This is a genomic window from Mycobacterium riyadhense, from assembly GCF_963853645.1.
In the GTDB taxonomy this organism is placed as follows: domain Bacteria; phylum Actinomycetota; class Actinomycetes; order Mycobacteriales; family Mycobacteriaceae; genus Mycobacterium; species Mycobacterium riyadhense.
Genome location: NZ_OY970456.1, coordinates 2,628,276 through 2,653,491, shown reverse-complemented (window position 1 = coordinate 2,653,491; position 25,216 = coordinate 2,628,276). Strand labels below are relative to the sequence as shown.

The 25,216-nt window shown below is 64.7% G+C and carries 23 protein-coding genes and 1 pseudogene; 8 read left to right on the top strand and 16 right to left on the bottom strand.

Translation table 11 applies throughout. The features are described 5' to 3' along the window. Window positions 1–17 precede the first annotated feature (17 nt). The 5 genes and pseudogenes from AADZ78_RS12060 (at window position 18) to cydC (ending at window position 6,636) form a co-directional block, all read left to right on the top strand. Entirely contained in the window at window positions 18–608 is a 591-nt protein-coding gene (locus tag AADZ78_RS12060; RefSeq protein ID WP_085249473.1) for an HdeD family acid-resistance protein, read from the top strand. Between the two features lie 73 nt (window positions 609–681). Beyond that, a complete protein-coding gene (locus AADZ78_RS12055; protein ID WP_085249474.1) occupies window positions 682–2,139 on the top strand; it encodes a cytochrome ubiquinol oxidase subunit I in 1,458 nt (485 codons plus the stop codon). Window positions 2,140–2,155: 16 nt separating this feature from the next. Beyond that, window positions 2,156–3,196: a cytochrome d ubiquinol oxidase subunit II gene (cydB, locus tag AADZ78_RS12050; RefSeq protein WP_085249475.1), complete on the top strand. Its 1,041-nt coding sequence runs from the start codon at window positions 2,156–2,158 to the stop codon at window positions 3,194–3,196. A 74-nt stretch (window positions 3,197–3,270) separates the two neighbouring features. After that, a complete protein-coding gene (gene cydD, locus AADZ78_RS12045) occupies window positions 3,271–4,872 on the top strand; it encodes a thiol reductant ABC exporter subunit CydD (RefSeq protein ID WP_169726247.1) in 1,602 nt (533 codons plus the stop codon). Beyond that, window positions 4,859–6,636: pseudogene (cydC, locus tag AADZ78_RS12040) on the top strand (thiol reductant ABC exporter subunit CydC). The gene cydD and the pseudogene cydC overlap by 14 nt, the downstream one beginning before the upstream one ends. On the opposite strand, the gene AADZ78_RS12035 reads toward cydC, so the two are convergent. The 3 genes from AADZ78_RS12035 to pyk form a co-directional block, all read right to left on the bottom strand. Then, window positions 6,549–7,955 carry a bifunctional lysylphosphatidylglycerol flippase/synthetase MprF gene (locus AADZ78_RS12035; protein WP_372510620.1) on the bottom strand — a complete coding sequence of 469 codons (1,407 nt, stop codon included), beginning with the start codon at window positions 7,953–7,955 and terminating at the stop codon, window positions 6,549–6,551. The pseudogene cydC and the gene AADZ78_RS12035 overlap by 88 nt on opposite strands. A gap of 88 nt (window positions 7,956–8,043) precedes the next feature. Continuing rightward, window positions 8,044–8,910: an acyl-CoA thioesterase II gene (locus AADZ78_RS12030; RefSeq protein ID WP_085249479.1), complete on the bottom strand. Its 867-nt coding sequence runs from the start codon at window positions 8,908–8,910 to the stop codon at window positions 8,044–8,046. Continuing rightward, window positions 8,911–10,329 (bottom strand): pyruvate kinase, encoded by a 1,419-nt coding sequence (gene pyk / locus AADZ78_RS12025; protein WP_085249480.1) that lies wholly within the window; start codon window positions 10,327–10,329, stop codon window positions 8,911–8,913. Window positions 10,330–10,568: 239 nt separating this feature from the next. On the opposite strand from pyk, the gene AADZ78_RS12020 reads away from it, so the two are divergent. Then, window positions 10,569–11,312, top strand: a complete 744-nt coding sequence (locus tag AADZ78_RS12020) for a cutinase family protein (RefSeq protein WP_085249481.1) — start codon at window positions 10,569–10,571, stop codon at window positions 11,310–11,312. A gap of 11 nt (window positions 11,313–11,323) precedes the next feature. Here AADZ78_RS12020 and AADZ78_RS12015 read toward each other — a convergent pair whose 3' ends face one another. The 8 genes from AADZ78_RS12015 to AADZ78_RS11980 all read right to left on the bottom strand — a co-directional run bounded on the left by AADZ78_RS12015 (window position 11,324) and on the right by AADZ78_RS11980 (window position 18,992). Next, window positions 11,324–11,740, bottom strand: coding sequence for a DUF2752 domain-containing protein (locus tag AADZ78_RS12015; protein ID WP_085249482.1), 417 nt, complete (start codon window positions 11,738–11,740; stop codon window positions 11,324–11,326). A 13-nt stretch (window positions 11,741–11,753) separates the two neighbouring features. Further along, complete coding sequence (locus AADZ78_RS12010; RefSeq protein WP_085249487.1) at window positions 11,754–12,146, bottom strand: NINE protein; 393 nt, start codon at window positions 12,144–12,146, stop codon at window positions 11,754–11,756. A gap of 38 nt (window positions 12,147–12,184) precedes the next feature. Further along, on the bottom strand, window positions 12,185–13,762 hold the full coding sequence (locus AADZ78_RS12005) for a prolipoprotein diacylglyceryl transferase (protein WP_204903413.1): 1,578 nt from the start codon (window positions 13,760–13,762) through the stop codon (window positions 12,185–12,187). Next, on the bottom strand, window positions 13,759–14,571 hold the full coding sequence (gene trpA, locus AADZ78_RS12000; RefSeq protein WP_085251885.1) for a tryptophan synthase subunit alpha: 813 nt from the start codon (window positions 14,569–14,571) through the stop codon (window positions 13,759–13,761). Before trpA ends, AADZ78_RS12005 begins: the two co-directional genes overlap by 4 nt. Then, window positions 14,568–15,836 (bottom strand): tryptophan synthase subunit beta, encoded by a 1,269-nt coding sequence (gene trpB / locus AADZ78_RS11995; RefSeq protein ID WP_085251886.1) that lies wholly within the window; start codon window positions 15,834–15,836, stop codon window positions 14,568–14,570. Before trpB ends, trpA begins: the two co-directional genes overlap by 4 nt. 46 nt (window positions 15,837–15,882) lie before the next feature. Next, window positions 15,883–16,701, bottom strand: coding sequence for an indole-3-glycerol phosphate synthase TrpC (gene trpC, locus AADZ78_RS11990; protein ID WP_085251887.1), 819 nt, complete (start codon window positions 16,699–16,701; stop codon window positions 15,883–15,885). Between the two features lie 91 nt (window positions 16,702–16,792). Continuing rightward, the gene (locus tag AADZ78_RS11985) at window positions 16,793–17,473 is read right to left on the bottom strand and encodes a TIGR02234 family membrane protein (protein ID WP_085251888.1); all 681 of its coding nucleotides are present in this window, start codon (window positions 17,471–17,473) and stop codon (window positions 16,793–16,795) included. Next, entirely contained in the window at window positions 17,454–18,992 is a 1,539-nt protein-coding gene (locus AADZ78_RS11980; protein WP_085251889.1) for an anthranilate synthase component I, read from the bottom strand. The genes AADZ78_RS11985 and AADZ78_RS11980 overlap by 20 nt, the downstream gene beginning before the upstream one ends. 125 nt (window positions 18,993–19,117) lie before the next feature. Between AADZ78_RS11980 and AADZ78_RS11975 the strand changes: the two genes are divergently transcribed. Beyond that, window positions 19,118–19,576 carry a peroxiredoxin gene (locus tag AADZ78_RS11975; RefSeq protein WP_085251929.1) on the top strand — a complete coding sequence of 153 codons (459 nt, stop codon included), beginning with the start codon at window positions 19,118–19,120 and terminating at the stop codon, window positions 19,574–19,576. Between the two features lie 72 nt (window positions 19,577–19,648). Here AADZ78_RS11975 and AADZ78_RS11970 read toward each other — a convergent pair whose 3' ends face one another. Then, window positions 19,649–20,719: a calcium:proton antiporter gene (locus AADZ78_RS11970; protein WP_085251890.1), complete on the bottom strand. Its 1,071-nt coding sequence runs from the start codon at window positions 20,717–20,719 to the stop codon at window positions 19,649–19,651. A 286-nt stretch (window positions 20,720–21,005) separates the two neighbouring features. Here AADZ78_RS11970 and AADZ78_RS11965 point away from each other — a divergent pair, with 286 nt between their 5' ends. Further along, window positions 21,006–22,514, top strand: coding sequence for a serine/threonine-protein kinase (locus AADZ78_RS11965; protein ID WP_085251891.1), 1,509 nt, complete (start codon window positions 21,006–21,008; stop codon window positions 22,512–22,514). On the opposite strand, the gene hisI is transcribed toward AADZ78_RS11965, so the two are convergent. From hisI to priA, 4 genes are read right to left on the bottom strand one after another with little or no spacing between them, the layout of a single operon-like run. Further along, a complete protein-coding gene (gene hisI / locus AADZ78_RS11960) occupies window positions 22,515–22,862 on the bottom strand; it encodes a phosphoribosyl-AMP cyclohydrolase (protein WP_085251892.1) in 348 nt (115 codons plus the stop codon). It lies immediately after the preceding gene. After that, window positions 22,859–23,656 (bottom strand): imidazole glycerol phosphate synthase subunit HisF, encoded by a 798-nt coding sequence (hisF, locus tag AADZ78_RS11955; RefSeq protein WP_085251893.1) that lies wholly within the window; start codon window positions 23,654–23,656, stop codon window positions 22,859–22,861. The genes hisI and hisF overlap by 4 nt, the downstream gene beginning before the upstream one ends. 1 nt (window position 23,657) lies before the next feature. Beyond that, window positions 23,658–24,470: an inositol monophosphatase family protein gene (locus AADZ78_RS11950; RefSeq protein WP_085251894.1), complete on the bottom strand. Its 813-nt coding sequence runs from the start codon at window positions 24,468–24,470 to the stop codon at window positions 23,658–23,660. A 7-nt stretch (window positions 24,471–24,477) separates the two neighbouring features. Then, window positions 24,478–25,212, bottom strand: a complete 735-nt coding sequence (priA, locus tag AADZ78_RS11945; protein ID WP_085251895.1) for a bifunctional 1-(5-phosphoribosyl)-5-((5-phosphoribosylamino)methylideneamino)imidazole-4-carboxamide isomerase/phosphoribosylanthranilate isomerase PriA — start codon at window positions 25,210–25,212, stop codon at window positions 24,478–24,480. Window positions 25,213–25,216: the final 4 nt, after the last annotated feature.

The window sequence follows — 25,216 nt, the reverse complement described above, 5'->3', positions numbered from 1 at the left end:
TATACCAGAAACGCCACATGCGTCACACTGGTGCGATGGAAACGAGCCCTGCCCCGCTGCCTATCCCGAGTTTGTTGCCCCATCTATGGAAATCCACGTGCGCCTCGGGGATTCTGTCGGTGATCCTCGGTGTCTTGATACTGGCCTGGCCGCAAATATCGGTCCTGGCCGCCGCCATCGCGTTCGGCCTCTATCTGGTGCTGACCGGTATCGCGCAGGTTGCGTTCGCGTTCGCGTTGCACGTTTCGGCGGGTAGCCGGATCCTGTTGTTCATCAGCGGGGCCGCCTCGCTGATCTTGGCCGTGCTGGCCTTTCGGCATTTCGGTGACGCAGTTCTGTTGCTGGCCATCTGGATCGGCATCGGCTTCATCTTCCGCGGCGTCGCCACCACCGTTTCGGCCATCAGCGATCCGACACTGCCCGGGCGGGGCTGGTCAATCTTCATCGGCGTGATCAGTTTGGTCGCTGGCATGGTGGTAATGGCATCGCCGTTCGAGTCGATCATCACCCTGGCCATCGTGGTCGGCGTCTGGTTTGTGGTGATCGGCGTGTTCGAGATCGTTTCAGCGTTCGGCATCCGCAAGGCCTCGCGGTCGCTGGAACGCTAGCCTCGGACAGCTCCGTCTACTACACTTCGTCGTAGCTATCTGACAAGGCCCCCGCAGCCCCGGGAGATGACAGATGAATGTCGTCGACATATCGCGGTGGCAGTTCGGTATCACCACCGTCTACCACTTCATCTTCGTGCCACTCACCATCGGCCTGGCTCCCCTGCTCGCCGTTATGCAAACGGCGTGGGTGGTCACCGACAACGTCGCCTGGTATCGCCTGACCAAATTCTTCGGCAAGTTGTTCCTGATCAACTTCGCCATTGGCGTTGCAACCGGGATCGTGCAGGAATTTCAATTCGGCATGAACTGGAGCGAGTATTCCCGCTTCGTAGGCGACGTGTTCGGCGCCCCGCTAGCCATGGAAGGCCTGGCCGCCTTCTTCTTCGAATCCACGTTTATCGGTCTGTGGATCTTCGGCTGGAGCAGGCTGCCCCGACCCGTGCACCTAGCCTGCATCTGGATAGTCGCGATCGGGGTCAACGTATCCGCGTTCTTCATCATCGCGGCGAATTCGTTCATGCAACACCCGGTCGGGGCACACTACAACCCGGCGACCGGACGCGCCGAATTGGACAGCATCCTGGCGTTGCTCACCAATAACACTGCGCAGTGGGCCTTTTTGCACGCGATCACCGGATCGTTGCTGACGGCGGGAACATTCGTCGCGGCGGTCAGCGCGTGGTGGCTGGTCCGTTCCAGGACCTCCACCGTCGACCCCGGTACCCGCGCCATGTATCGCCCCGCGACCGTTCTGGGCTGTTGGGTCGCGCTGGCGGCCACCGTCGGCTTGTTCTTCACCGGTGACATGCAAGGCAAGCTGATGTTCCGGCAGCAGCCGATGAAAATGGCATCGGCGGAATCGTTGTGCGACACCCAGACCGATCCGGACTTCTCCATCCTGACCGTCGGCAGGCAGAACAACTGCGACAGCCTCACCCGCGTCATCGAGGTGCCCTACGTCCTGCCATTCCTTGCTGAAAGCCGAATCAATGACGTCACGCTGCAAGGCGTACGCAACATCCAGCAGGATTATCAACAGCGATTCGGGCCAAATGACTACCGGCCCAACCTGTTTGTCACCTATTGGTCGTTCCGCGTGATGATCGGGTTGTTGGCCATTCCGGTGCTGTTCGCGTTGCTTGCGCTATGGCTCACCCGCGGCGGCCGGATCCCGAATCAGCGCTGGTTCGCCTGGTTTGCGCTACTCACCATTCCAACTCCGTTCCTGGCCAACAGCGCCGGCTGGGTGTTCACCGAAATGGGCCGCCAGCCCTGGCTGGTGGTCCCCAACCCGACCGGCGATCAACAGCTTCGACTCACCGTCGCGGCCGGCGTCTCCCACCACGCCTCCGGCATGGTCATCACCTCCTTGGCGACGTTCACGGTGGTCTACGGGGTGCTGGCGGTCGTTTGGTTCTGGCTGCTCAAGCGTTACATCGTCGAAGGACCGCAGGAGCACGACGCCGAACCCACGGCGCCTCGTGCAGCCAGCGACGACGAGGTGGCGCCGCTGTCGTTCGCTTACTAGCCGGAAGGAGCTGACCATGGGACTCCAAGAGTTGTGGTTCGGTGTCATCGGGGCGCTGTTCCTCGGTTTCTTCGTCCTCGAAGGCTTCGACTTTGGCGTGGGCATGTTGATGGAGCCCCTCGCTCGGGTTAGCACGGGCGATAAGGAATCAACCCGGCGCGCAGCGCTGAACACCATCGGCCCGGTGTGGGACGGCAACGAGGTCTGGCTAATCACCGGTGGTGCTGCGATGTTCGCGGCGTTTCCGGGCTGGTACGCCACGGTGTTCTCCACCCTGTATCTGCCGCTCCTGGCGATCCTGTTCGGGATGATCGTGCGCGCCGTGGCGATCGAATGGCGCGGCAAGATCGACGACTCGAACTGGCGAGCGTTGGCCGACTTTGGTATCGCGGCCGGGTCCTGGTTGCCCGCGGTGCTGTGGGGCGTCGCGTTCGCCATTTTGGTGCGCGGGCTTCCGATAGCTGCCGATGGCCACGTACACCTGTCGATCGGAGACGTGCTCAATGCCTATACCTTGCTTGGCGGTTTGGCCACGGCCGGATTGTTCTTGCTCTACGGCGTGGTGTTCATCGCCTTGAAAACCGCCGGGCCAATCCGGGACAACGCATACCGATTCGCCAGGTGGCTGTCGCTTCCGGTGACGGGACTGGTTGCGGGGTTTGGAGTTTGGACGCAATTGGTGTACGGCAAGCAATGGACCTGGGCGGTGCTGGGCGTCGCAGTCGTGGCACAGTTGGCGGCGGTGCTATTGGTGTGGTGGCGCGCGTCCGATGGCTGGGCATTTGTGTGCACCGCAATGGTGGTGGCCGCCGTCGTGGTCCTGTTGTTCGGCTCGCTGTATCCGAACCTGGTGCCTTCGACGCTGAACAGCCAATGGAACGTGACGATTTACAACGCCTCGTCGACCCCGTACACCCTCAAGATCATGACCTGGGTCACCGCGCTATTCGCCCCTCTGACGGTGGTTTATCAGGCCTGGACGTATTGGGTTTTCCGGCAACGAATCTCGGCTGATCGAATACCGGCCTCGATCGGCCTGACGAGGCGTCCGTTCTGAGCGCCACAGACTCGACAAGGCGGGCTCCGCTGGACCCCCGGCTGTTTCGGGCGTCGCCCGCGTTACGCCGCTATCTGGTAGCCGCGGTCGCTTGCGGAGTGGTGATCTCCGGCTGCGCAATCTGCTCGGCGATCGTCCTGGCCGGCATCGTCGTGCGCGTCGTGAGCGATCCCTCGGCACGGTGCGCGCGCTGCTGGGCCGGGCCCTTGTCAATCCTGTTGACGCTGTGGGTAATCCGCACGCTGGCGCACTGGCTGCAGGCACGTTTGGGGCATCGCGGTGCCAGCGCGATAATCGCTGAGCTCAGCGGGCAGGTGCTCGCGGCGGTGACCGCCCGGCAACCCAGCGAGCTCGCGGCGCAGCGCGACGCCACCGCGGTGGTGGTCACCCGGGGCCTCGACGGCCTACGCCCCTACTTCTCCGGTTACCTGCCGACGTTGCTGCTGGCCGCGATCCTGACCCCGACCACCGTCGGCGTGATCGCTGTCTACGACGTGAAATCGACTCTCATCGTGGTGATTACGCTGCCACTGGTACCGATCTTCATGGTGTTGATCGGATTGGCGACAGCACAGCGATCGGCGGCCGCGCTGGCCACGATGACCACTCTGCAGGCCCGGCTGCTGGATTTGATCGCCGGCATACCCACGCTGCGGGCGCTCGGCCGCGCCTCCGGCCCGGAACACCGCATCGCGGAACTCGGCGCCGCTCATCGACGCTCGGCGATGGCCACGCTGCGAATCGCCTTCCTGTCGGCCTTGGTGCTCGAATTGCTGGCCACACTCGGCGTGGCACTGGTCGCGGTCAGCATCGGTCTTCGCCTGGTGTTCGGCCAGATGAGTCTGGCCGTTGGCTTGACCGTGCTGCTGCTGGCCCCGGACGTGTACTGGCCACTGCGCCGCATCGGTATGGAATTCCATGCCGCCCAAGACGGTCGAACCGCGGCTGAGGCGGCCTTCGCGCTCATCGGCGAGCCGAAAACCGCCACGGCCGGTCACCGGGCAGTCAAGGCGCGTGGCGAGCAGATCTGCCTCGAAAACCTCAGCGTCGCAAGCCGAGACGGCCGTGCACCGGATGATCTAAACGCGATGATCGAACCCGGTCAGGTGACCGTGTTGACCGGGCGAAACGGCGCAGGCAAGAGCACCACCTTGCAGGTGATCGCCGGGCTCACCATTCCATCGTCCGGCCGGGTCACCGTGGCCGGCGTCGACATCGACAAGCTGGCACCCGCCGATTGGTGGCCGCAACTGTTCTGGCTGTCGCAACGTCCGGTGCTGGTCCCGGGAACCGTCCGCGACAACTTGCGCCTGCTCGGCGATCTTGACGATCTTGAGGACGCCTGTGCGGCAGCCGGATTCGACAGCGTACTGGCCGACCTGCCGGACGGGTTGGATACCAGGGTCGGCCGCGGTGGCACCGGCCTGTCGCTGGGGCAACGACAACGGCTCGGCCTGGCCCGAGCGTTCGGGTCCCGCGCGGCGGTGCTGTTGCTCGACGAACCCACCGCCCACCTAGACAGCCACACCGAGGACCGAGTGCTGCGCGCCATCGTGGAGCGCGCCCGCGCCGGCGCGACCGTGGTGGTCGTCGCCCATCGCGAACGAGTCGTCAGTATCGGTGACAAGGTCATCGACGTCACCGCCGAGAGCCAGGTGGGCTATGCGCCGGTCTGATCCCGCCGCGGCGATTGCAAGCGCGGCGAAGCCGGGCGCAGCGGGTCGCCGCCAACGCGCCGCGGCCCTCGCGGCCCTGCAACTACTACGTCCCCGGCTGTCCCGGGTACTGGCCGCCATGGCACTTGGCGTGCTGTCGCTGGGCAGCGCCCTGGCCCTGGCCGGCATTTCGGCGTGGCTGATCACCCGCGCCTGGCAGATGCCACCGGTACTCGACCTGACGGTCGCGGTCGTGGCGGTGCGGACCTTCGCGATTTCGCGTGGGGTGCTGCACTACTGCGAGCGATTGGCCACCCACGACACGGCATTGCTCGCGGCCAGCACGGCCCGCTCGCGGATCTATCACCGGCTGGCAACCGGGCCGGCAGCCACCGCTGTCCGATTCCACAGCGGTGACTTGGTGGCACGAGTCGGCGCCGACGTTGATGCATTGGCTGACGTGCTGGTGCGCGCCGTGGTTCCGATTGGTGTCGCTGCCGTGCTCGCGGCGACAGCGACAGCGGTTGTCGGGATCATCTCGCCGCCGGCCGCCGGGGTACTGGCGATTTGTCTACTCATAGCTGGGGTTATCGCGCCCCACCTTGCCGCCTCCGCCGCCGCGAAGCAGGAAGCGCTTGCCAGCCAACATCATTCCGAGCGCGACACTGCGGCGATACTCGCACTCGAACACGCACCCGAACTTCGTGTCGCTGGGCGCCTCCCCGAGGTCATCGCCGAATCGCAACGTCGACAACGTGCCTGGGGTGAAGCGCTCGATGCTGCGGCGAAACCCGCGGCTATCGCCGCAGCCGTTCCCACCGCGGCCATCGGGATTAGCGTGCTCGGCGCGGTGGTGGCCGGGGTCGCCATGGCGCCCACGGTCGCGCCAACGACGCTGGCGGTCCTGATGTTGTTGCCGCTCTCCGCCTTTGAGGCGACGAGCAATCTGCCGGCGGCGGCCGTCCAACTGACCCGATCACGGATCGCTGCCCGGCGCCTGCTGGAGTTGGCTCCTCCGGACGCCAATGCGGAAACCGCGAAAGGACCCTCAGGGCCTGCAGTCACGGGCCGGTTATCCGCCGATGTGTGCTTCGGTCACTCGGCATCACAGTCACACCGCGCAACTATCGATCTAGCGCCGGGCGCGCGGTTGGCCGTCACCGGCGCCAGCGGCTCCGGAAAGACAACGCTGCTGATGACGCTGGCCGGCTTGTTACCGCCGGTACACGGGCAGCTGGCGCTGGACGGAACCGACCTGACCGACTTCGACGAAGCTGAATTGCGGAACGCCGTAACCTTTTTCGCTGAGGACGCCCATATTTTCGCTACCACCGTCAGGGACAACTTGCTCGTCGCCCGCGGCGATTGCGCAGATGACGAGCTCACGGCCGCCCTGGACGCCGTCGGCCTCGGCGAATGGCTGGCCAGTCTGTCCGAAGGTCTATCGACGGTGTTGACCGGTGGCGCCGAGGCGGTCTCGGCCGGCCAGCGCAGGCGATTGTTGCTGGTGCGGGCGGTGCTTTCACCTGCCCAGATCCTGCTGCTTGACGAACCAACCGAACACCTCGACGCGTCCGACGCCGACATCGTGCTCCGTCATCTGTTGGCCGAGAATTCCGGTTTGATACCCGCCGCCAAAACGGTGGTGGTAGCTACCCACCACTTGCCCAAAGACATTCGCTGCGCCGAACTAAAGATCACAGATGTCGGCGGCGCGGCATGAACTCCAGCGACAGCAACACGAACACCAACGGAACGACCTGGGTCAACGAAACCAACGCGTAACGGCGTGCATCCATCGCGTGAAACTTGCGCACATATCGGTACAACGACTCGAGGGCGATCAACGGGTCGAGGACATGGATCAATACGTAGCACACGCGCTGCAGCCGGCCACGCTGGTTTCCGTCGAAGATTTCGGGAAACGCCGCGAACGCTAGCGATACCCGTTGTGCTCCCTGGTCTCTAGCCGCAGCGATCATGTCGACGCTGAGCCGTTCGTCGATCCCGTTGGGAGCCCCGCGACGACGCCACGGCACATCAAGGGAGAAGTCGCTGCCGCCGCCTGCCGTAGTGAATCGGTCGAAGCCCTGTACCCGCCCCGATGCATCCCTGGCGATAATCAGCTGCACCCCGGGATATCGGCCCTCCAGCACACCGTCCAGGTTCATACAAAAGCCGCGATCGGTACGGGCCCCTTTGGGTGATGCCAACAGCACTGCTTTCAGCTCCGCCCGCTGCTGAGCGTCAAGTTCCTGCTCGGCCACGATCTCGGTGGTGATGCCGAAGTTGTGAGTACGCTTCACTGCCTGACGCAGATTGCGAAACTTACGCCCCACCAATTCAAAACTGCCCACGTCAACAACGACGTCGCGGCCGATGGGGATCGCTCGTAACGATTGGCCGACGATCGCCGGGTCGAGCCACAACCCAAGCCGGCGTTCACTGCAGCCCACCACCACCATGCGCCAGCCGTGGATGTGGCACAGGCCGGCGAAGTCGGCGACCAGCTCACGAAACTGCGCCTCCGCACCGATCGGGTCCCCACCGACCACCGCGAACCCCATCCGGGTTCGGTACGCCAGGGCAGCGCCGCCGTCCGCGCTGAAGTGGTAGCACTTGCCCGCTTGCATAGCGAACGGCGCTAACGGATCCGCCTTGGTGGCGTTGATCAACGCCCACACTCGGGGCAGATCTTCGGGCCGCGGATGCGCAGCCGTCGGCCACATCAACACCAGTCCCGAGCCCGCAATCAGAACCTCACCAAGCAAATCGAAGAACAGCACGTGCGCACCCAAACCCACAATGAGGAATGCGCCGGCCGTCGTCGCATGCATCGCCGTTACCGGCCGGCCAAGGAAGATGCCGCGTGCGATCAAAGCGACCGCCGCCAAAACCGTGAGCGACCAACCTAATCGGCCGTCGGCCTGCCAATCACCATGCCGGTAGTCGCGGGTGAACAGCACGATGAGCCAGCACGCCGCGCAGAACACAGCGAGCGCACCGATGCAGCGCGCACGGAGCGAATCCACATGAACCACAACGCGTTCGCGCGCACGAACCGGGCGAAGCTTTCGCGCGACGCCGACCGATGGCTGTTTCACACTCACCTCCCGATGAGCTTGCCACTACCCAAAAACGGTACGCCTAATCACAGCTGTGCTGAGCCGAAATAAGACGGTCCCGCGGTTTCTATCGGGAAGACGCAGGGAAATATTTCAGCACGCCTTCTTGCACAACCGTGGCGATGAGTTGCCCGCACCGATCGAAGAAGTGCCCGGTGCCCAGTCCGCGTGAATCCGCTGCCGCCGGCGACGACGTCGAATACAGCACCCAGTCGTCGAAATTGACCTGCCGGTGAAACCACACCGAGTGGTTGGCCGACGCCGCAAAGATGCGGTCGAAGCCCCACGAAAGCCCGTGGGTGGTGATCACCGAGTCCAGCACGGTGGTATCCGAGGAGTACAACATCGTCGCGGTATGCAGCACCGGATCGTCGGGCATCGCGCCCAAAGCCTTGAGCCAGACCCGGTTGTAGACAAGCCGATCGCCCTTGTCCCGCATTACCCACGATGGGTCATTGGTGTAGCGCCATTCGATGGGCTGCAGCGCGTTGACGAAATGCGGGACGGTCTGCTCGTAGCCGCGCAACAACTCGCCAATCGGCGGCAGGGTGTGCGGCTCGGCCACCTCCGGCGGATCGACAGCATGCTCGAGACCGGGCCCCCCGGACATGTACGAGATCATCGCTGAGGACAACAGCGTGCCGTCTTGCATCGCGTCGACGCGCCGATTGGCGAAGCGCCGCTCATCGCGCAGCCGCACCACGTGGAACTCGATGTCCTTTGCGGTATCTCCGCCGTTGATGAAATGCACCGACAGTGCGCTGGGAGGCAGCTCCTGGCGAGTCAGCGTGCGACTGCTCGCAACGAACGATTGCGCTATGAGCAGTCCGCCGAACGTCCGCATCGGGTTCTTGCTGGGATGGGAACCGATAAACCGATCGTCGGCGACGCGGCTGAGGTCTAGTACCTTGAGCAGTTCGTCAAAATCGGACAACTAGACGTCGTCCTCCCCGATCCGGTGCACGTGGATCAGGTTGGTCGAGCCCACTGTGCCCGGTGGGGCACCCGCCACGATTACCACCAGGTCACCGCGCTTGTAGCGGCCGAGCTCGAGCAGCGACTTGTCGACCTGGCGGATCATGCCGTCGGTGGTATTCATGTGCGGGACGATGAAGGTTTCCGTTCCCCACGTCATGGCAAGCTGACTGCGCACTTCAGGCAGATCGGTGAATGCGAGCAGCGGTAGCGGAGTATGCAGGCGGGCTAGGCGCCGCACCGTATCGCCGGATTGCGTGAACGCGACCAGAGCCTTGGCGTCGAGCCGCTCGCCGATGTCACGCGCGGCATAGGAGATCACGCCCCGCTTGGTGCGCGGCACGTGTGTCAACGGCGGAGCGGCCGTCGAATTCTCCTCAACCGCGCACACGATCCGCGACATTGTCTTTACCGCCAACAGCGGGTATTTGCCCACCGAGGTTTCGCCCGACAACATCAGCGCGTCGGCGCCGTCGAGCACGGCGTTGGCAACGTCGGAGGCTTCGGCCCGGGTCGGCCGCGAGTTTTCGATCATCGAGTCGAGCATCTGGGTCGCCACGATGACCGGCTTGGCGTTTTCCCGGGCCATCTGGATGGCTCGCTTCTGCACCAGAGGAACCTCTTCCAGCGGCAGTTCAACACCCAGGTCGCCGCGAGCCACCATGACGGCGTCAAACGCCAGCACGATGGCTTCGAGGTTGTCGATGGCTTCCGGCTTCTCCAGCTTGGCAATCACCGGTACCCGTCGCCCGATCCGATCCATCACCTCGTGAACCAGCTCGACATCCGACGGCGAGCGCACGAACGAAAGCGCCACCATGTCGACACCAAGGTTCAGCGCGAACGTGAGGTCCTCAACATCCTTGTCCGACAAGGCCGGGGCAGTGACGTTCATCCCCGGCAACGAAATGCCCTTATTGTCACTGACCGGGCCCCCTTCTACGACGGTGCACACCACGTCGTCGCCGTCGACGGCGTCGACCACCAATCCGATCTTTCCGTCGTCGACCAGAACTCGGTCACCGGCAACCGCGTCGCTGGCTAGCCTCTTATAGGTGGTGGACACGCGGTCGTGGCTGCCTGGGCAGTCGCAAACGGTGATTCGAACCGTTTCACCGTCAGCCCAATAGGTAGGCCCGGTGGCGAAGCGGCCCAGCCTGATTTTCGGGCCCTGCAAATCGGCGAGCACACCGACCGCGCGCCCGGTGGCATCTGATGCTGTGCGGACGCGCTCGTAGGCGGCCTTGTGGTCCTCGTAGTTGCCGTGGCTGAAGTTCATTCGGGCGACGTCCATTCCGGCTTCGACGAGCGCCCTGACCAGGTCATCCTTTCGGGTGGCCGGCCCGAGAGTGCAGACGATCTTTCCGCGTCTAGTCACGACGACAAAGCATAGTCGGGCTTATCTGCCTGCGGTGCGCCTCGCCCGTACCGGCGCAATTAGCGTTCGTGTACACGAACTCAAGATCGACGAAAAGCTTGCGCTGCGAACGCATCCGGGAATATGCCCCGTATGGACGTGCTCGGTTCCACCAACGAGAGCCTCCATGCGACGCAAACCACAGCAGATGTGCAAATCTCCTGGTTTGGGCCAGCACTTGCATGGTTACATAGTGCGACATGATCGCACGTCAGCTTGCTCCCTTATTTGGTCCTGCAGCAGCCGCAGCGTGGGGCCTCAGCGCTTCGGTTCTTCCGGTCCCCGCAATCCCGTCCGCATCCGCCGAGCCGTGCCCCGATGTGGAGGTGGTGTTTGCCCGCGGGACGGGTGAGCCTCCTGGCGTTGGCCCGACCGGGCAGGCATTCATCGACTCCCTGCGCCCGCGCATTGGTGCAAGGTCGTTGGGGGTGTATCCGGTCAACTACCCAGCCAGCGAGGAGTGGGCCACTGGCGTCGACGGTATTAGGGACGCGGGCGCTCACGTGGTTTCCATGGCCGGCAGTTGTCCCAAGACGCAGATGGTGCTCGGCGGCTATTCGCAGGGTGCGGCCGTCATGGGCTTCGTCACTTCCGCTGCCGTTCCGGACGGGGTCGATCCCGCGACCGTACCCAAACCGCTGGCGCCCGAGGTGGCTGAACACGTGTCCTCGGTCGTTCTTTTCGGAATGCCCAATGTCCGGGCGATGGAATTCCTCGGCCAGCCGCCAGTCGCTATTGGTCCCATGTATCAGGCGAAGACCATCAAGGTGTGTGCCGCCGAGGACCCGGTGTGCTCTCAAGGGATGAATTTTGCCGCGCACAACGCGTACGCAGACGACGGGGCGATGATCGACCAAGGCGCAGCTTTTGCCGCCAACAGCCTGGGTGGAACTCCGCGGGGGCCAGGCCCGGCGCCGTCTCCGCTCGGGGGCTTCGGCAACTGAGCTTGGAGCGGCTACCCGGTCAGAACGGTCGGTACCAACGGGAATCCGGGCAGGTTACGCAGCACCGTCCAGGCGACCATCGACACCGCGACCGTGATAATTGCCGGCATCCGCAGCACGGGTTGGCCGCGGTGGCGGCGCAGCAAAACCCAGGCGGCCAGCACGGGGATGCCGACGAGCAAGAAGACATTGTCATTGATGCTGGCCGCTAGGTCGCCGTGCAGCAGATCGTGCATCATCCTTAGGCCACCGCAAGCGGGGCAGTTCCAGCCGGTGAGCAACCTGAACGGACATTGCGGATAAATCGAACTCGTGTCATGGGGATCGACGAGGCCGACGTAGCCGAGCCCGCCGGCCAGCAGCACGGCCGACCCAGCGGTGACGTACCGAGCGTGACGATGGCCGTCGCGACCACAATCCCCCGACATCCGGGAAGCCCGCTTAGGTTCCATCGCGCAACGGGCGGCCCCACGGGTCGCTCACCCGGTCGGTCAGTATCAGCAGCGCGTCGATGATGCCCCAGATGACGGCACCCACTCCGCACGTTAGCCAGCCCACGAGCAATTGCGCGATGCCCAGTCCGGTGTGCCCAGTGTAGATGCGGCCGATGCCGACGATGCCAATCAGACCGAGCAGCTGCAAGAGGCCGGCGATGATCTTGGATTTGTCCGAATACGGTTGGCCGGTGACGGGATGGCGACCAAACGGTGCCGACGGGTCGAAGTAATTGCCGGGCGCCGCATATTGCGGATATGACGGATACTGCGGGGGAAATGGCGGCGGTGATGGCGAGCCGGAATCTGCAGCATTGCCCCACGGCTGGTCAGTCACGATTTCAGCATGCCAGATTTGCCGGGCAACCGCCGAAGCCGCTACCTGCCCGACCGCTGCCTGAAGTTCCTCAGCCGGGCTCTCCAACCCTGTCGCGTTGAGCCAGCAGGCTCCTCCGCAGGCGCGCTCGACGTCGGCTTGGTGTCGTCAGGGGCTGCCGCGGCCTGCTCGGTATCTGCCTCGGGCTCTAGCTCAGCTTCCTCGACGACGTCCGTGTCTAGCGCGTCAGGCTCTTCCGCTTCGGGCTCTTCCGTTTCGGGCTCGTCCGCGGCCTCCTCAACTTCGACCTCGGGCTCCTCGGGCTCCTCGGCCTCCTCGGGCTCCTCAGCCTCCTCGGGCTCCGACTCGGCTTCAGGCTCGGTGACTTCGGGCTCCTCGGCCTCCTCGGGCTCCTCGGCCTCCTCGGCCTCCTCGGGCTCCTCGGGCTCCTCGGGCTCCGACTCGGCTTCAGGCTCGGTGACTTCGGGCTCCTCGGGCTCCTCAGCCTCCTCGGGCTCCGACTCGGCTTCAGGCTCGGTGACTTCGGGCTCCTCGGCCTCCTCGGCCTCCGACTCGGCTTCAGGCTCGGTAACTTCGGCCTTGGCGGTTTCGGCCTCGGCCACTTCGGCCGCTTGCACGGTCTCAGCCGAATCGACTGATTCGCCGTCTTCGCCCGGGATAACGGGCGCCGCGGCGGTCGCGGCGGAAGCCGTCGCAACATCTGCGAGTTCTGGCGTCGGCTCGGGCTCCGCCGATTCGACGACAACACCAACACGACCGCGCACGGTTGCCGGGTCCTCGCGGCCCTTCGGCGCCAAGATGACATAGACCACGGCGCCGATGAACACGAAAGTCGATGTGAACGAGTTGATCCGGATGCCGGCGATGTGTGTTGCGGTGTCGTCACGTAGCAACTCGACACAGAATCGGCCGACGCAGTAGAGGGCCACGTAGAGCCCGAACAGCCTGCCGTGACCGATCGTGAAGCGGCGATCGATGTAGAGCAATGCGGCGAATACCAGGACATTCCACAGCAATTCGTAGAGGAATGTCGGCTGCACGACGAGCGCGACCTGCCCCGTGGAGACGCCGTCAAGCGAATGCACGTCGACGAATCCCGCGGGATCTCGCCGGTAGAAGATTTCCAGGCCCCACGGCAGCGTGGTCTCCCGGCCGTAAAGCTCCTGGTTGAAGTAGTTTCCGAGCCGGCCGATAGCCTGTGCCAACACGATCCCAGGCGCCATCGCATCCAGAAAGGCCGGTAGCGGGATGTCGCGTCGTCGGCAGGCGATCCACGCTCCGACGACTCCGAGGGCTACCGCGCCCCAGATACCCAAGCCCCCGTCCCAGATTCGCAGGGCGGCGCCCAACCCGGCGCCACCCTGGCCGAAATAGGTGGGCCAATCGGTGGCCAGGTGATAGAGCCTGCCACCGACCAAACCGAACGGCACCGCCCACAACGCAATGTCATAGGTCACTCCCCGCTCACCGCCTCGGGCGGCAAAGCGTCGATCACCGATCAGCAGAGCAACCACGATGCCGGTGATGATGAAAAACGCATAGGCGCGAATGGGCAGCGGCCCGAGGTGCCAGACCCCCCGGGGCGGGCTGGGAAAATACGCAAGCCAAGTCGTCGTCATAAAGACATCCTCCGGCGCACGCCGGCAGCAAGCTCCTCGGTGAGTGCGCGCAACCTAGGTAAACCGTCGCCCAACGCTGATACCAACGCGGAACCGACGATGACGCCGTCGGCATAGCTACCGATCTGCGCGGCCTGCTCTCCCGACCGCACACCCAGGCCTACGCCAACGGCTATATCAGAAACTGCCTTCACCCTGGCCACCAACTCGGGTGCGGCCTGCGACACCGCATCACGTGCCCCGGTAACCCCCATTGTCGACGCCGCGTAAACGAATCCGCGCGACGCCTCGACGGTGGTCACCAAACGTTCGGGTGTCGACGACGGCGCCACCAGAAAGATGCGATCTAGTCGATGCTCCTCGGCAGCCGCCAGCCATTGTTGCGCTTCTTCAGGAATGAGATCGGGGGTAATCAAGCCGTGTCCGCCAGCCGCTGCCAAGTCCCGCGCGAACGCATCAATTCCATAACGCAGCACCGGATTCCAGTACGTCATCACCACGGCACGACCGCCAGCCAGACTGATCGACTCGACTGCGGCCAACGTATCCCGCACCCGGACTCCCCCGCTCAGTGCAGCCTCGGTAGCCCTCTGGATGGTGGGACCGTCCATTCCTGGGTCGGAATACGGGACGCCGACTTCGACTATGTCGCAACCGGATTCGACCAACACCAGCATCGCTTCCACGGACGTGCGCACGTCGGGGTAACCCGTGGGTAGATAACCAATCAGCGCGGCGCGATGGTCCGCCCGACACGAATCGAAAACCGGTGCCAGCTTGCTCGCTTCGCTCTGTTCCACGGTCATCATCGATCATCCGAATCGGACTTCAGCAGGCCGAACCACTTGGCGGCCGTCTCGACGTCCTTGTCACCGCGACCCGACAAGTTCACCACAATGATGGCGCCCCTCCCCAATTCGACACCCAGCTTGAGGGCTCCGGCCACCGCATGTGCGGATTCGATGGCGGGGATGATGCCTTCGGCACGACACAGCAGGCCGAACGCTTCCATCGCCTCGGAGTCGGTGATCGGCTGGTAGTCAACACGCCCGGTCTCTTTGAGCCACGCGTGTTCCGGGCCCACGCCCGGGTAATCTAAACCCGCTGAGATCGAATGGGATTCGATGGTCTGGCCGTCTTCGTCTTGCAGCAAGTACGAGAACGAACCTTGGAAGGCGCCGGGTGAACCTCCGGTGAATGTTGCCGCGTGGCGGCCGGTTTCGACCCCATCGCCGGCCGCTTCGAATCCGACCAGTCGCACGCCGGGATCGTCGAGGAACGCGTGAAAGATTCCGATCGCGTTGGATCCGCCACCGACGCAGGCGACGACGGCGTCGGGCAACCTGCCCGCCTGCTGCCGGATCTGCACCCGTGTCTCCATGCCGATGATCCGCTGGAAATCGCGAACCATCGTCGGGAACGGATGCGGTCCCGCGGCGGTGCCAAAGCAGTAGTACGTGTTCTCGGCGTTGGTGACCCAATCGCGGAACGCCTCATTGATGGCATCTTTGAGTGTTTGCGAGCCCGTCTCAACCGAGACGACCTCGGCGCCGAGCAGTTGCATCCGCGCCACGTTTAGCGCCTGGCGCGCGGTGTCGACCGCGCCCATGTAGATCACACAGTCCAGGCCGAGCAGCGCGCACGCGGTGGCGGTGGCGACCCCGTGTTGGCCGGCGCCGGTCTCGGCAATCACCCGGGTCTTACCCATCCGACGAGCTAGCAATGCCTGACCCAGGACGTTGTTGATCTTGTGAGATCCGGTGTGGTTCAGGTCTTCTCGCTTGAGGAAGATCCGCGCCGAGCCAGCGTGCGCGCCAAGCCGAGTTGTCTCGTACAGTGGCGATGGCCGGCCGGCATAATGCGTCTGCAACTTGTCGAGGGTATCCAGGAAATCCTGGTTGACACGTTCCTTTTCGTAGGCGACGGTGACCTCCTCGATCACCGCCATCAGGGCCTCGGGAATGTAGCGGCCGCCGTAAACGCCGAAATGCCCGCCCGAATCAGGATCGTGGCTGGTCCGTTCGGCGATGGCAGCACTCGTTCGCGGAAGATCCGGGCCGGATAGATCTGCCATCAGCAATGCTCAATGCACACGCGGCTCATCGGTGGCTCATCGAGGGCTAGCGAGCCGGTTTTGGACAGGACGGATGCGTGCCCGCGGTGACCAGATCGGCAACAGCCGCACGCGGGTCACCACTTTTGACAAGACCTTCACCGACCAGCACAGCGTCAGCGCCCGCACCGGCGTACGCCAACAGATCGCCGGTGCCACGCACACCGGATTCGGCGATCCTGATCACGTTGCTGGGCAGCCCCGGAGCGATGCGAGCGAAGCAATCCCGATCGACCTCAAGTGTCGTGAGATCGCGGGCATTGACACCGATTACGTTGGCCCCGGCCTTCAATGCCCGGTCAGCTTCTTCTTCGGTGTGCACCTCGACGAGCGCAGTCATGCCAAGCGATTCGGTGCGGTCCAGCATCGACACCAACGCCGACTGGTCCAACGCCGCAACGATGAGCAACAACATGTCAGCGCCGTGCGCACGAGCCTCATGGATCTGATATGGCTGCACCACAAAGTCTTTGCGCAACACCGGAATAGAGACCGCGGCGCGTACCGCGTCCAGATCGTCGAGCGAGCCGTTAAAACGCCGCTCCTCGGTCAGAACACTGATGATCCGGGCGCCGCCATCCTCGTAGGCCTGAGCCAGCTTTGCCGGGTCGGCGATGGGCGCTAGCGCGCCTGCCGACGGGCTGGCGCGCTTGACTTCGGCGATGACTCCGATGCCGGGTTCACGAAGCGCAGCCATCACGTCCAAGGGTGGTGGCGCCGCCGCGGCGGCAGCCTTGATCTCCGGGAGGCTCACGACAGCTTCGCGCGCGGCAACGTCGGCCCGGACTCCCTCGAGGATGGAGTCAAGCACGTTTGCCGGACTCATGCGTGCTGTTTCCCTTCCCATCGTGACCGAGGCTCGGCACGTCGATTTCGACGACGTTCATGAAGGGTAGCGACCGTGAGCGTGCGGTCCGTCACCGACCCTCGGTGTCCGACCCGCGCGGCCCCTCGGTCGGGTCGCGCCCCTCGTCAAGAGCATCCCAAATCATCCGTTCCGACATGCCGGAGACGGCATCTTTGGTGCTCGGCGTCGCCTCGTTGCGGTGAGCCACCGATCGGCGTGCCGCCGGCGATGCATATCTCGCAGTGCCCTCACGAGCCGCCCCCGCATTCGAAGCCGAGCGCAGCAACAAAACGGCCGCGGTCAAGGCGCACACCGCCGCCGCTACCCCGGCCACCGCACCCCAGTAGTGCCGCTCGCTGCCCACCAACGTCACCACCGGAACGTGCGTGAGGTCGGCTGCGCGCACGGCCACATCCGGGATCGCCCACAGACTGATGCCGAGATACCCGACCGCAAAGCTCGCAGCCACCAGCAACGCTGCCAACGCCCGCAGCGGCCAGCCGCGCACCGCGAGCGCCGCGACCGCGGCGGCCAGCATCACCAGCGCCAACGGCACCAGCGCGGTCGACCACATTGCGCCTGCCAGGGTCACCGCCTTCGGCGGGCCCAGTCCGTCGAAAGACCTGATCACAACCCACGGCAGCCGCGACGCCGCCCACAACGCCCCGGCGGCAACCACCAGCAGCAACTGGGCTATCCCGATCGTCAGCCGGCTGCGGTCGGGTCGGGTATCAGCCACAGCTGCTCGCATCGGGAGCGGCCAGCGTTTCCGCCGCCGCGATGGCATTCAGCACCGCGCGCGCCTTGTTTCTTGCCTCGTTGTATTCGTAGGGCCCATTGGAGTCGGCCACGACCCCCCCGCCGGCCTGGACATAGGCCGTACCGTTACGCATCAGCGCGGTGCGGATGGCGATGGCGAAGTCGGCGTTGCCGGCGAAGTCGAGGTAACCAACCACGCCGCCGTACAGACCCCGGCGCGTCTTCTCGACCTCTTCGATCAGCTCCATGGCGCGCACCTTCGGCGCGCCCGACAGGGTGCCGGCCGGAAAGCACGCGGTCACCGCGTCCAGTGCGGTGCGGCCCTCACTGAGCAATCCGGTCACCGTGGACACCAGGTGCATCACGTGGCTATAGCGTTCGATATGGCTGTAGTTCTCGACGCGGACCGTTCCCGGCGTGCAGACGCGGCCGAGGTCGTTGCGGCCGAGGTCGACCAGCATCAGGTGCTCGGCAAGTTCTTTGTCGTCCGCCAGCAGCTCCTTTTCCAGTAGCTGATCTTCATCCTCGCTTTGCCCCCGCCACCGGGTGCCGGCGATCGGATGCGTCGTCGCCCGACCGTCTTGGACGGTGACCAGTGCCTCCGGACTGGACCCTACGATTGAAAAGTCAACGGCGTCATCGCTATTCGGCACTTGAACCAGATACATATACGGGCTCGGATTGGTCATCCGCAGCACTCGGTAGACGTCGATGGGATCGACGTCGGTGTCCATCTCGAAGCGCTGCGAGGGCACCACCTGGAAGGCCTCGCCCGCTGCGATCTGCTCCACCAGGTAATCGACGATCTTGCCGTATTCCTCGACCGTGCGCTGGGCGCGGTGCTGTGGTTCCGGCTTGGCGAACGTGGCCACGGCCGACGGCAACGGCTGGCCGAGCGCCGCGGTCATCACGTCCAGCCGTGCGATCGCGTCGTCGTAGGCCCAGTCGACCCGCTCATCGGTGCCATTCCAGTTCACGGCGTTGGCAATGAGGGTAATGGTGCCCTCGTGGTGGTCCACCGCGGCGATATCGGTGGCCAGCAGCAGCAGCATGTCCGGCAGGTGTAGGTCATCGACGGCCAGTTCGGGCAAACGTTCGAGCCGCCGCACCATGTCGTAGGCGAAGAAGCCGACCATCCCGCCCGACAGCGGCGGCAGCCCCGGGATCGGTGCGGTGGCCAGCAATTCCAAGGTTGCGCGCAGCGCGTCCAGCGGGTCCCCGCCGGTGGGAGCATCCTGCGGCACCGCACCCAACCACATCGCTTGTCCGTCACGCACCGTCAACGAGGTCGGGGCTCCTGCGCCGATAAACGACCACCGCGACCACGAGCGGCCAGTCTCGGCCGACTCAAGCAGGAAAGTCCCCGGGCGGTTGGCAGCGAGCTTGCGGTACGCCGACAGCGGAGTCTCACTATCGGCCAAGACCTTGCGAGTGACGGGAACTACCCGGTGCTCGGCCGCAAGCACCCGAAAATCCTCCCGCGTGGTCGTGGCTGCGAGGTTGGCGTGCATCGAACCATCCTCCCAGACGGGCCGATCAGCGCCTGCCAACCCGCGAACGTAACGCCACAGCGACTTTCAACCCGCGATTTCGCCGTGCGGTTACGCTCGGCTGCAGCACGCGTAGCCTGATGGCCATGAAGACTGGTGACACCGTGGCCGACTTTGAGCTTCCGGATCAGACGGGCACACCTCGTAAACTCAGCGGCCTGCTTTCCGACGGGCCCGTGGTGCTGTTCTTTTACCCGGCGGCGATGACCCCCGGTTGCACCAAGGAAGCCTGCCATTTCCGCGACTTGGCGCAAGAGTTCGCCGCAGTTGGAGCCAGCCGGGTCGGCATCAGCGCCGATCCCGTCCAAAAGCAGGCAAGGTTCGCCGACAAGGAGCGTTTCGACTACCCGCTGCTCTCCGACACCGAAGGCACGGTCGCCACGCAGTTCGGCGTCAAACGGGGTCTGCTGGGCAAACTGATGCCGGTCAAACGCACGACGTTCGTCATCGACACTGACCGAAAGGTGCTCGACGTGATCTCCAGCGAATTCAGCATGGACACCCACGCCGACAAGGCGTTGGCGACGCTGCGCGCCCGCCGTTAGCGCGAGCAGACGCAAAAGCCCCCGAAAACCGCCGTTTTCGGGGGCTTTTGCGTCTGCTCGCGCTAACCAGTCCTACGGGACGACCGCGAGAAACATATACGCGGCCAGCAACACCAAATGCAGCTCACCCTGCAGACGCGTGGCTCGGCCCGGCACCACGGTCAGCACGCTGACCACCACCGTCAGCGCCAGCAGCACCAACTGCGTCGAACCCAGACCGAGCAGCAGCGGACCGCTGAGCCATAGCGACACGAACGCGATGGTCGGGATGGTCAACCCAATGCTGGCCAGCGCGGAGCCGTAAGCCAGGTTGATGCTGATCTGGACACGGCCCTGCCGCGCTGCGCGCGCCGCAGCGAGTGTCTCCGGGAGTAGTACCAGCGTGGCGATCACCACACCGACAAACGACTGCGGAAATCCAACCGCGGACACCGCCCGCTCGATGATGGGCGACTCCACTTTCGCCAGACCCACCACCGCAACCAGCGCGACAAGCAGCAACCCTTGGCTCGCCAGTGCCACCGGGATACTCGGCGGCTCCGCATGGCCGTCATCTTCGGTCGAGCCCTGATGCGCAACCGGCAGGAAATAATCGCGATGCCGCACAGTTTGGGTGAACACAAACAGCAAATACAGACCTAGTGATGCGATGGCGGCGAAGACGAGCTGACCTGGTGAAAACGTCGGGCCCGGCTTACTGGTGGTGAACGTGGGCAGTACCAGGCTCAGCGTCGCCAACGTGGTGACCGTGGCCAACGCGGCGCCACTGCCGTGGGGGTTAAACAACGTGACGCCGTAGCGCAGGGAACCAAGAACCAACGACAACCCGACAATCCCGTTGCTGGTGATCATGACCGCGGCGAACACGGTGTCTCGCGCAAGCGTCGAGGCTTCGTGCCCGCCGGACGCCATGAGCGTGACGATCAGGGCGACCTCGATGACGGTCACTGCGACGGCAAGCACCAGCGACCCGAATGGCTCGCCAACCCGGAGCGCGACCACCTCGGCGTGGTGGACCGCGGCCAGAACCGCACCGGCGAGCAACACCGCCTCGATCAGACCGATCGCCGGCCCAATCTCCTTGCCCCAGGTTAGTGCCAGTGCGACCAGGGCCAGCAACGGCACCGCGAAGGTCCAGGACAACCTTGGGTGTGACGTCCGACAGGGCCAGCGGCGAGACACTCGATGCTTCCTCTCGGATCAATCCCAAGCCGACAATAGTGCCAGTAAAAATGCTGTGGTGCAGCATGATTCGGGAATCGACGCAAGACCGCCAAGCTTATCGAATCACCGCCGAATTAGCCCAGCGCCTACGAATCACGCTGGACCACAACCGATTACGCCTACCAGCACATCAGGGCTCAATTGTACCAGCGCTTCCATCGCCCTCGGCACGATCAGCGTTTGCTGGCCTCAGTAGCATGCTCACATGTCACGAAGCGATGGCCCCAGAGCAGGCCTGAAGGAAGGACAGGTGTTCGCCGGATACACCATCGTGGAGCGATTGGGCGGCGGCGGTATGGGTGAGGTGTATCTGGCTCAGCATCCGCGGTTGCCCCGGCGCGATGCTCTAAAAATCTTGCCCGGTGAGTTCACCGCCGACCTCGAATTTCGCCAACGCTTCAACCGGGAAGCCGACCTAGCGGCGAGCTTGTACAACGAGCACATCGTGGGCATCCACGACCGCGGCGAGTACCAAGGGCAACTGTGGATCTCGATGGACTATGTCGAGGGGACCGACGCCGCCAGATTGCTGCGCAGCCAGTACCCGTCCGGAATGCCACGAGCGGACGTCGTCGAGATAGTTGCGGCTATTGCCGACGCGCTCGACTACGCGCATTCCCGCGGGTTGCTGCATCGTGACGTCAAACCCGCCAACATCCTGCTGGGCGAACCCAACCCGCGACGACGGATACTGCTCGCCGATTTCGGCATCGCGCGCCAGCTGGGTGAGATCAGTGGGCTGACCGCAACCAACATGCTGATGGGGACCACCGCGTACTGTGCGCCCGAGCAACTGCAGGGTGCGGACCTCGATGGGCGAGCCGACCAGTACGCGCTCGGCTGCACCGCGTTTCAGCTGCTGACCGGGTCTGCCCCGTTTCAGCATTCCAACCCAGCCGTGGTCATCACCCAGCATTTGTCCGCGCCACCGCCGCCGATCAGTCAGCGACGCCCGGAATTGGCCCACCTCGACGCCGTCATTGCCCGAGCACTCGCCAAGAATCCCGACGACCGATATCCGACTTGCGCGGATTTCGCCGCCGCGCTCGGCGCCCAACCCAGTGACACCGACAACGGGCAGGACGATGCGGCCTTCATCGACGGCCCTAGGCAACTGATCGCACCGCCGCCAACCACAACGCCCAATGCGAGCTGGTACCGGCGGGCGCCGGCGTCCGTGTTCGTTGCACTCGCCACCGTCGTGCTGGTCGCCGTAGCGATTGTTCTCGGGGTCCAGGTGTTGCGCGGCCACCCTAGCGAGCCTGCCGACAGTAGCCCGTCACCGTCGACGGAACCACCAAGCAGTAGCGCTGCCCCCACGCCAACACTGCGGCTGTCCGACCAGCTCACCGATCACTCGAGAGTCTTGACCGCAGGCGAGCGCAACATCATCGACCGGGCCCTCAGCAAGCTCTATAACGAGCGCGGCATCCGGCTCTGGGTGGTTTACGTAACGAACTTCGGCGGCCTGTTACCTGCCAGATGGGCCGAGAACGTGATGCGCGCCAACGATTTTGCCGATACCGATGCCATCCTCGCCATCGCCACCGACACACGGGTCTTCTCCTTCCGGGTGCCGGCCGAGGTCACAGCCGGCGGGGCCATCGATGTGGAGATCATTCGCCGCGACCGCATCGAACCGGCCGTTGTTCGCCGCGAATGGACCCGAGCGGCGCTAGCCGCGGCCAACGGCTTGGATGTCGCTCCGCGATAATCAATCCTCGGGTTCGAGCAGCACGACGGCGTCGAAGCAACTGTGGTCACCGGTGTGGCAGGCTCCGCCGATCTGGTCGACCGTCAACAGGACCGCGTCCCCATCGCAGTCCAATCGCACGGAGTGGACATGCTGGGTGTGGCCCGACGTAGCGCCTTTGACCCACTGTTCGCCGCGCGAGCGGGAAAAATAGGTAGCCTCACGGGTTTCCAGCGTGCGAGCCAATGCCTCGTCGTCCATCCATGCGACCATCAGCACATCGCCACTGCCATGCTCCTGAACGACGGCGGTAACCAATCCTTCGGCGTTGCGCTTCAACCGCGCCGCAATCTCTGGGTGCAGCGTCATCGACGTGTGGTCCGCACTGTGATCTGTTGCGCGGCCAAGGCCGCCTTCACCTGCCCGATCGTCAGTTCCCGGAAGTGAAAGACGCTGGCCGCCAATACCGCGTCGGCTCCCGCCACAACCGCCGGCGCAAAGTGCTCTACTGCCCCGGCTCCGCCGCTGGCGATTACCGGAACCGTCACCGCGGCGCGTACCGCGCGCAGCATCTCCAGGTCGAAACCGGCTTTGGTGCCGTCGGCATCCATCGAGTTCAACAGGATCTCCCCCACTCCGAGCGCGGCGCCGCGGGCGGCCCATTCGACCGCGTCGATACCGGTGCCCCGACGGCCGCCGTGGGTGGTGACCTCCCAGCCTGACGGTGTCGGTGCGGAGCCGACGGGCACCGTACGGGCATCGACGGACAACACAATGCATTGCGACCCGAACTGCCTTGCCATCTCGGCCAGCAACTCGGGGCGGGCAATGGCCGCGGTGTTGATCGAGACCTTGTCGGCCCCCGCGCGCAGCAACATGTCGACGTCGGCCACGGTGCGCACCCCGCCGCCAACCGTCAACGGAATGAACACCTGCTCGGCGGTGCGGCGCACCACCTCCAGCATGGTGGCCCGGCCCGAGGACGACGCGGTCACGTCGAGAAACGTCAGTTCGTCGGCGCCCTCGGCGTCATAGACGGCGGCAAGTTCTACGGGATCGCCAGCGTCGCGGAGGTTCTCGAAATTGACTCCCTTGACCACTCGGCCGTCGTCAACGTCCAGGCATGGGATCACTCGTACCGCAAGACCATTACGAGGGGACATCTCAGTAGTCCTCCGGTTCGCCTGTGCTGCGCAGGATTTCGATAATCTCGGCGTGCACGCCAGGAGCCGCCGCCAGAGCGGACCGCGATGCAGTGGTCCACGGTTCACCGGTCAGGTTGGTGACCACGCCGCCCGCAGCGCGCACCAGCGCGACGCCGGCGGCGTGGTCCCACACGTGACTGCCGAAACTTATTGCACCACCGAGGATTCCGTCGGCGACGTAGGCGAGATCTATGCCGGTGGAACCGTGCATGCGCAACCGCGACGACACGCGGCTGAGATTCGCCAGCACCGCAACCCGATAGCGCCCCGGGAACCGGCCCCGTGAGTCCGCGCTGAAAGATCCGGCGGCAACCAGCGTGTCGGACAGCTCGGCCGGAGCCAGCGAGGGCTGCGCTACACCGTTTTTCATCAGCGGGCCGCCGGTTACGGCGGTGTACCGCTCGTCGGTGAACGGCAACCAGGTCAGGCCCGCCACCGGCTCGCCATTGTGCAGCAAGCCCAACAGGATCGCGGCCATCGGCGATCCGGCAGCGTAGTTGATCGTGCCGTCGATGGGGTCCAACACCCAGACCCACGGCAAATCGAGGGCCGGGCCGCCGAATTCCTCGCCGTGCACGTCGATTCCGGTCGCTTCGACCAGCGCGGCGACCACCTGACGCTCGATCGCAAGGTCGACCTCGGTGGCGAAGTCGTTGCCCTTCTTGGGGACCGCTGAATCGGCACGATGGCCCGCGAGAAACGGCTCGGCGGCGGCGTCGAGGATTGCCGACGCCTTTTCAACCAGCGGGGCCACCAGCGCGTCCAGAGCCATCGCCGCTCTACTCTTGCACCGCTGCCAGTGCCTGCGGCAAGGTGAACCTCCCCGCGTACAGGGCCTTGCCCACGATCGCGCCCTCGATCCCCCGGCCGGTGAGGGTGGCGATGGCGCGCAGGTCATCCAGGCTGGAGACACCACCGGACGCGATCACCGGGGCGTCGGTGCGATCGGCGACGCCGGCCAGCAGGTCGAGGTTGGGACCGCCCAGCGTGCCGTCCTTGGTGACATCGGTGACGACGAACCGCGAACATCCTTCACTGTCAAGGCGTTCCAGCACGTCCCACAGGTCGCCGCCGTCGGTTTCCCAGCCGCGTCCACGCAATCGGTGTTCGCCGTCGACGATTTGGACGTCCAAGCCGACAGCCACCTTGTCGCCGTGCTCGGCGATCACCCTCGCGCACCAGTGTGGGTTCTCCAATGCGGCCGTACCCAGGTTAACCCGCGCGCAGCCAGTGGCCAGCGCAGCGGTCAAGGAATCGTCGTCACGGATACCGCCGGACAGCTCGACCGCGACGTCGAGCTTGCCCACCACTTCGGCCAGGAGTTCCCGGTTGGAGCCGCGGCCGAATGCGGCGTCCAGGTCGACGAGGTGGATCCAGTCGGTGCCGTCGCGCTGCCAGCCCAGTGCGGCGTCAAGCGCTGAGCCGTACTCGGTTTCACTGCCGGCCTTGCCCTGCACCAGGCGCACGGCGCGACCCTCGACCACGTCGACAGCGGGTAACAAAATCAACGGCATCTAT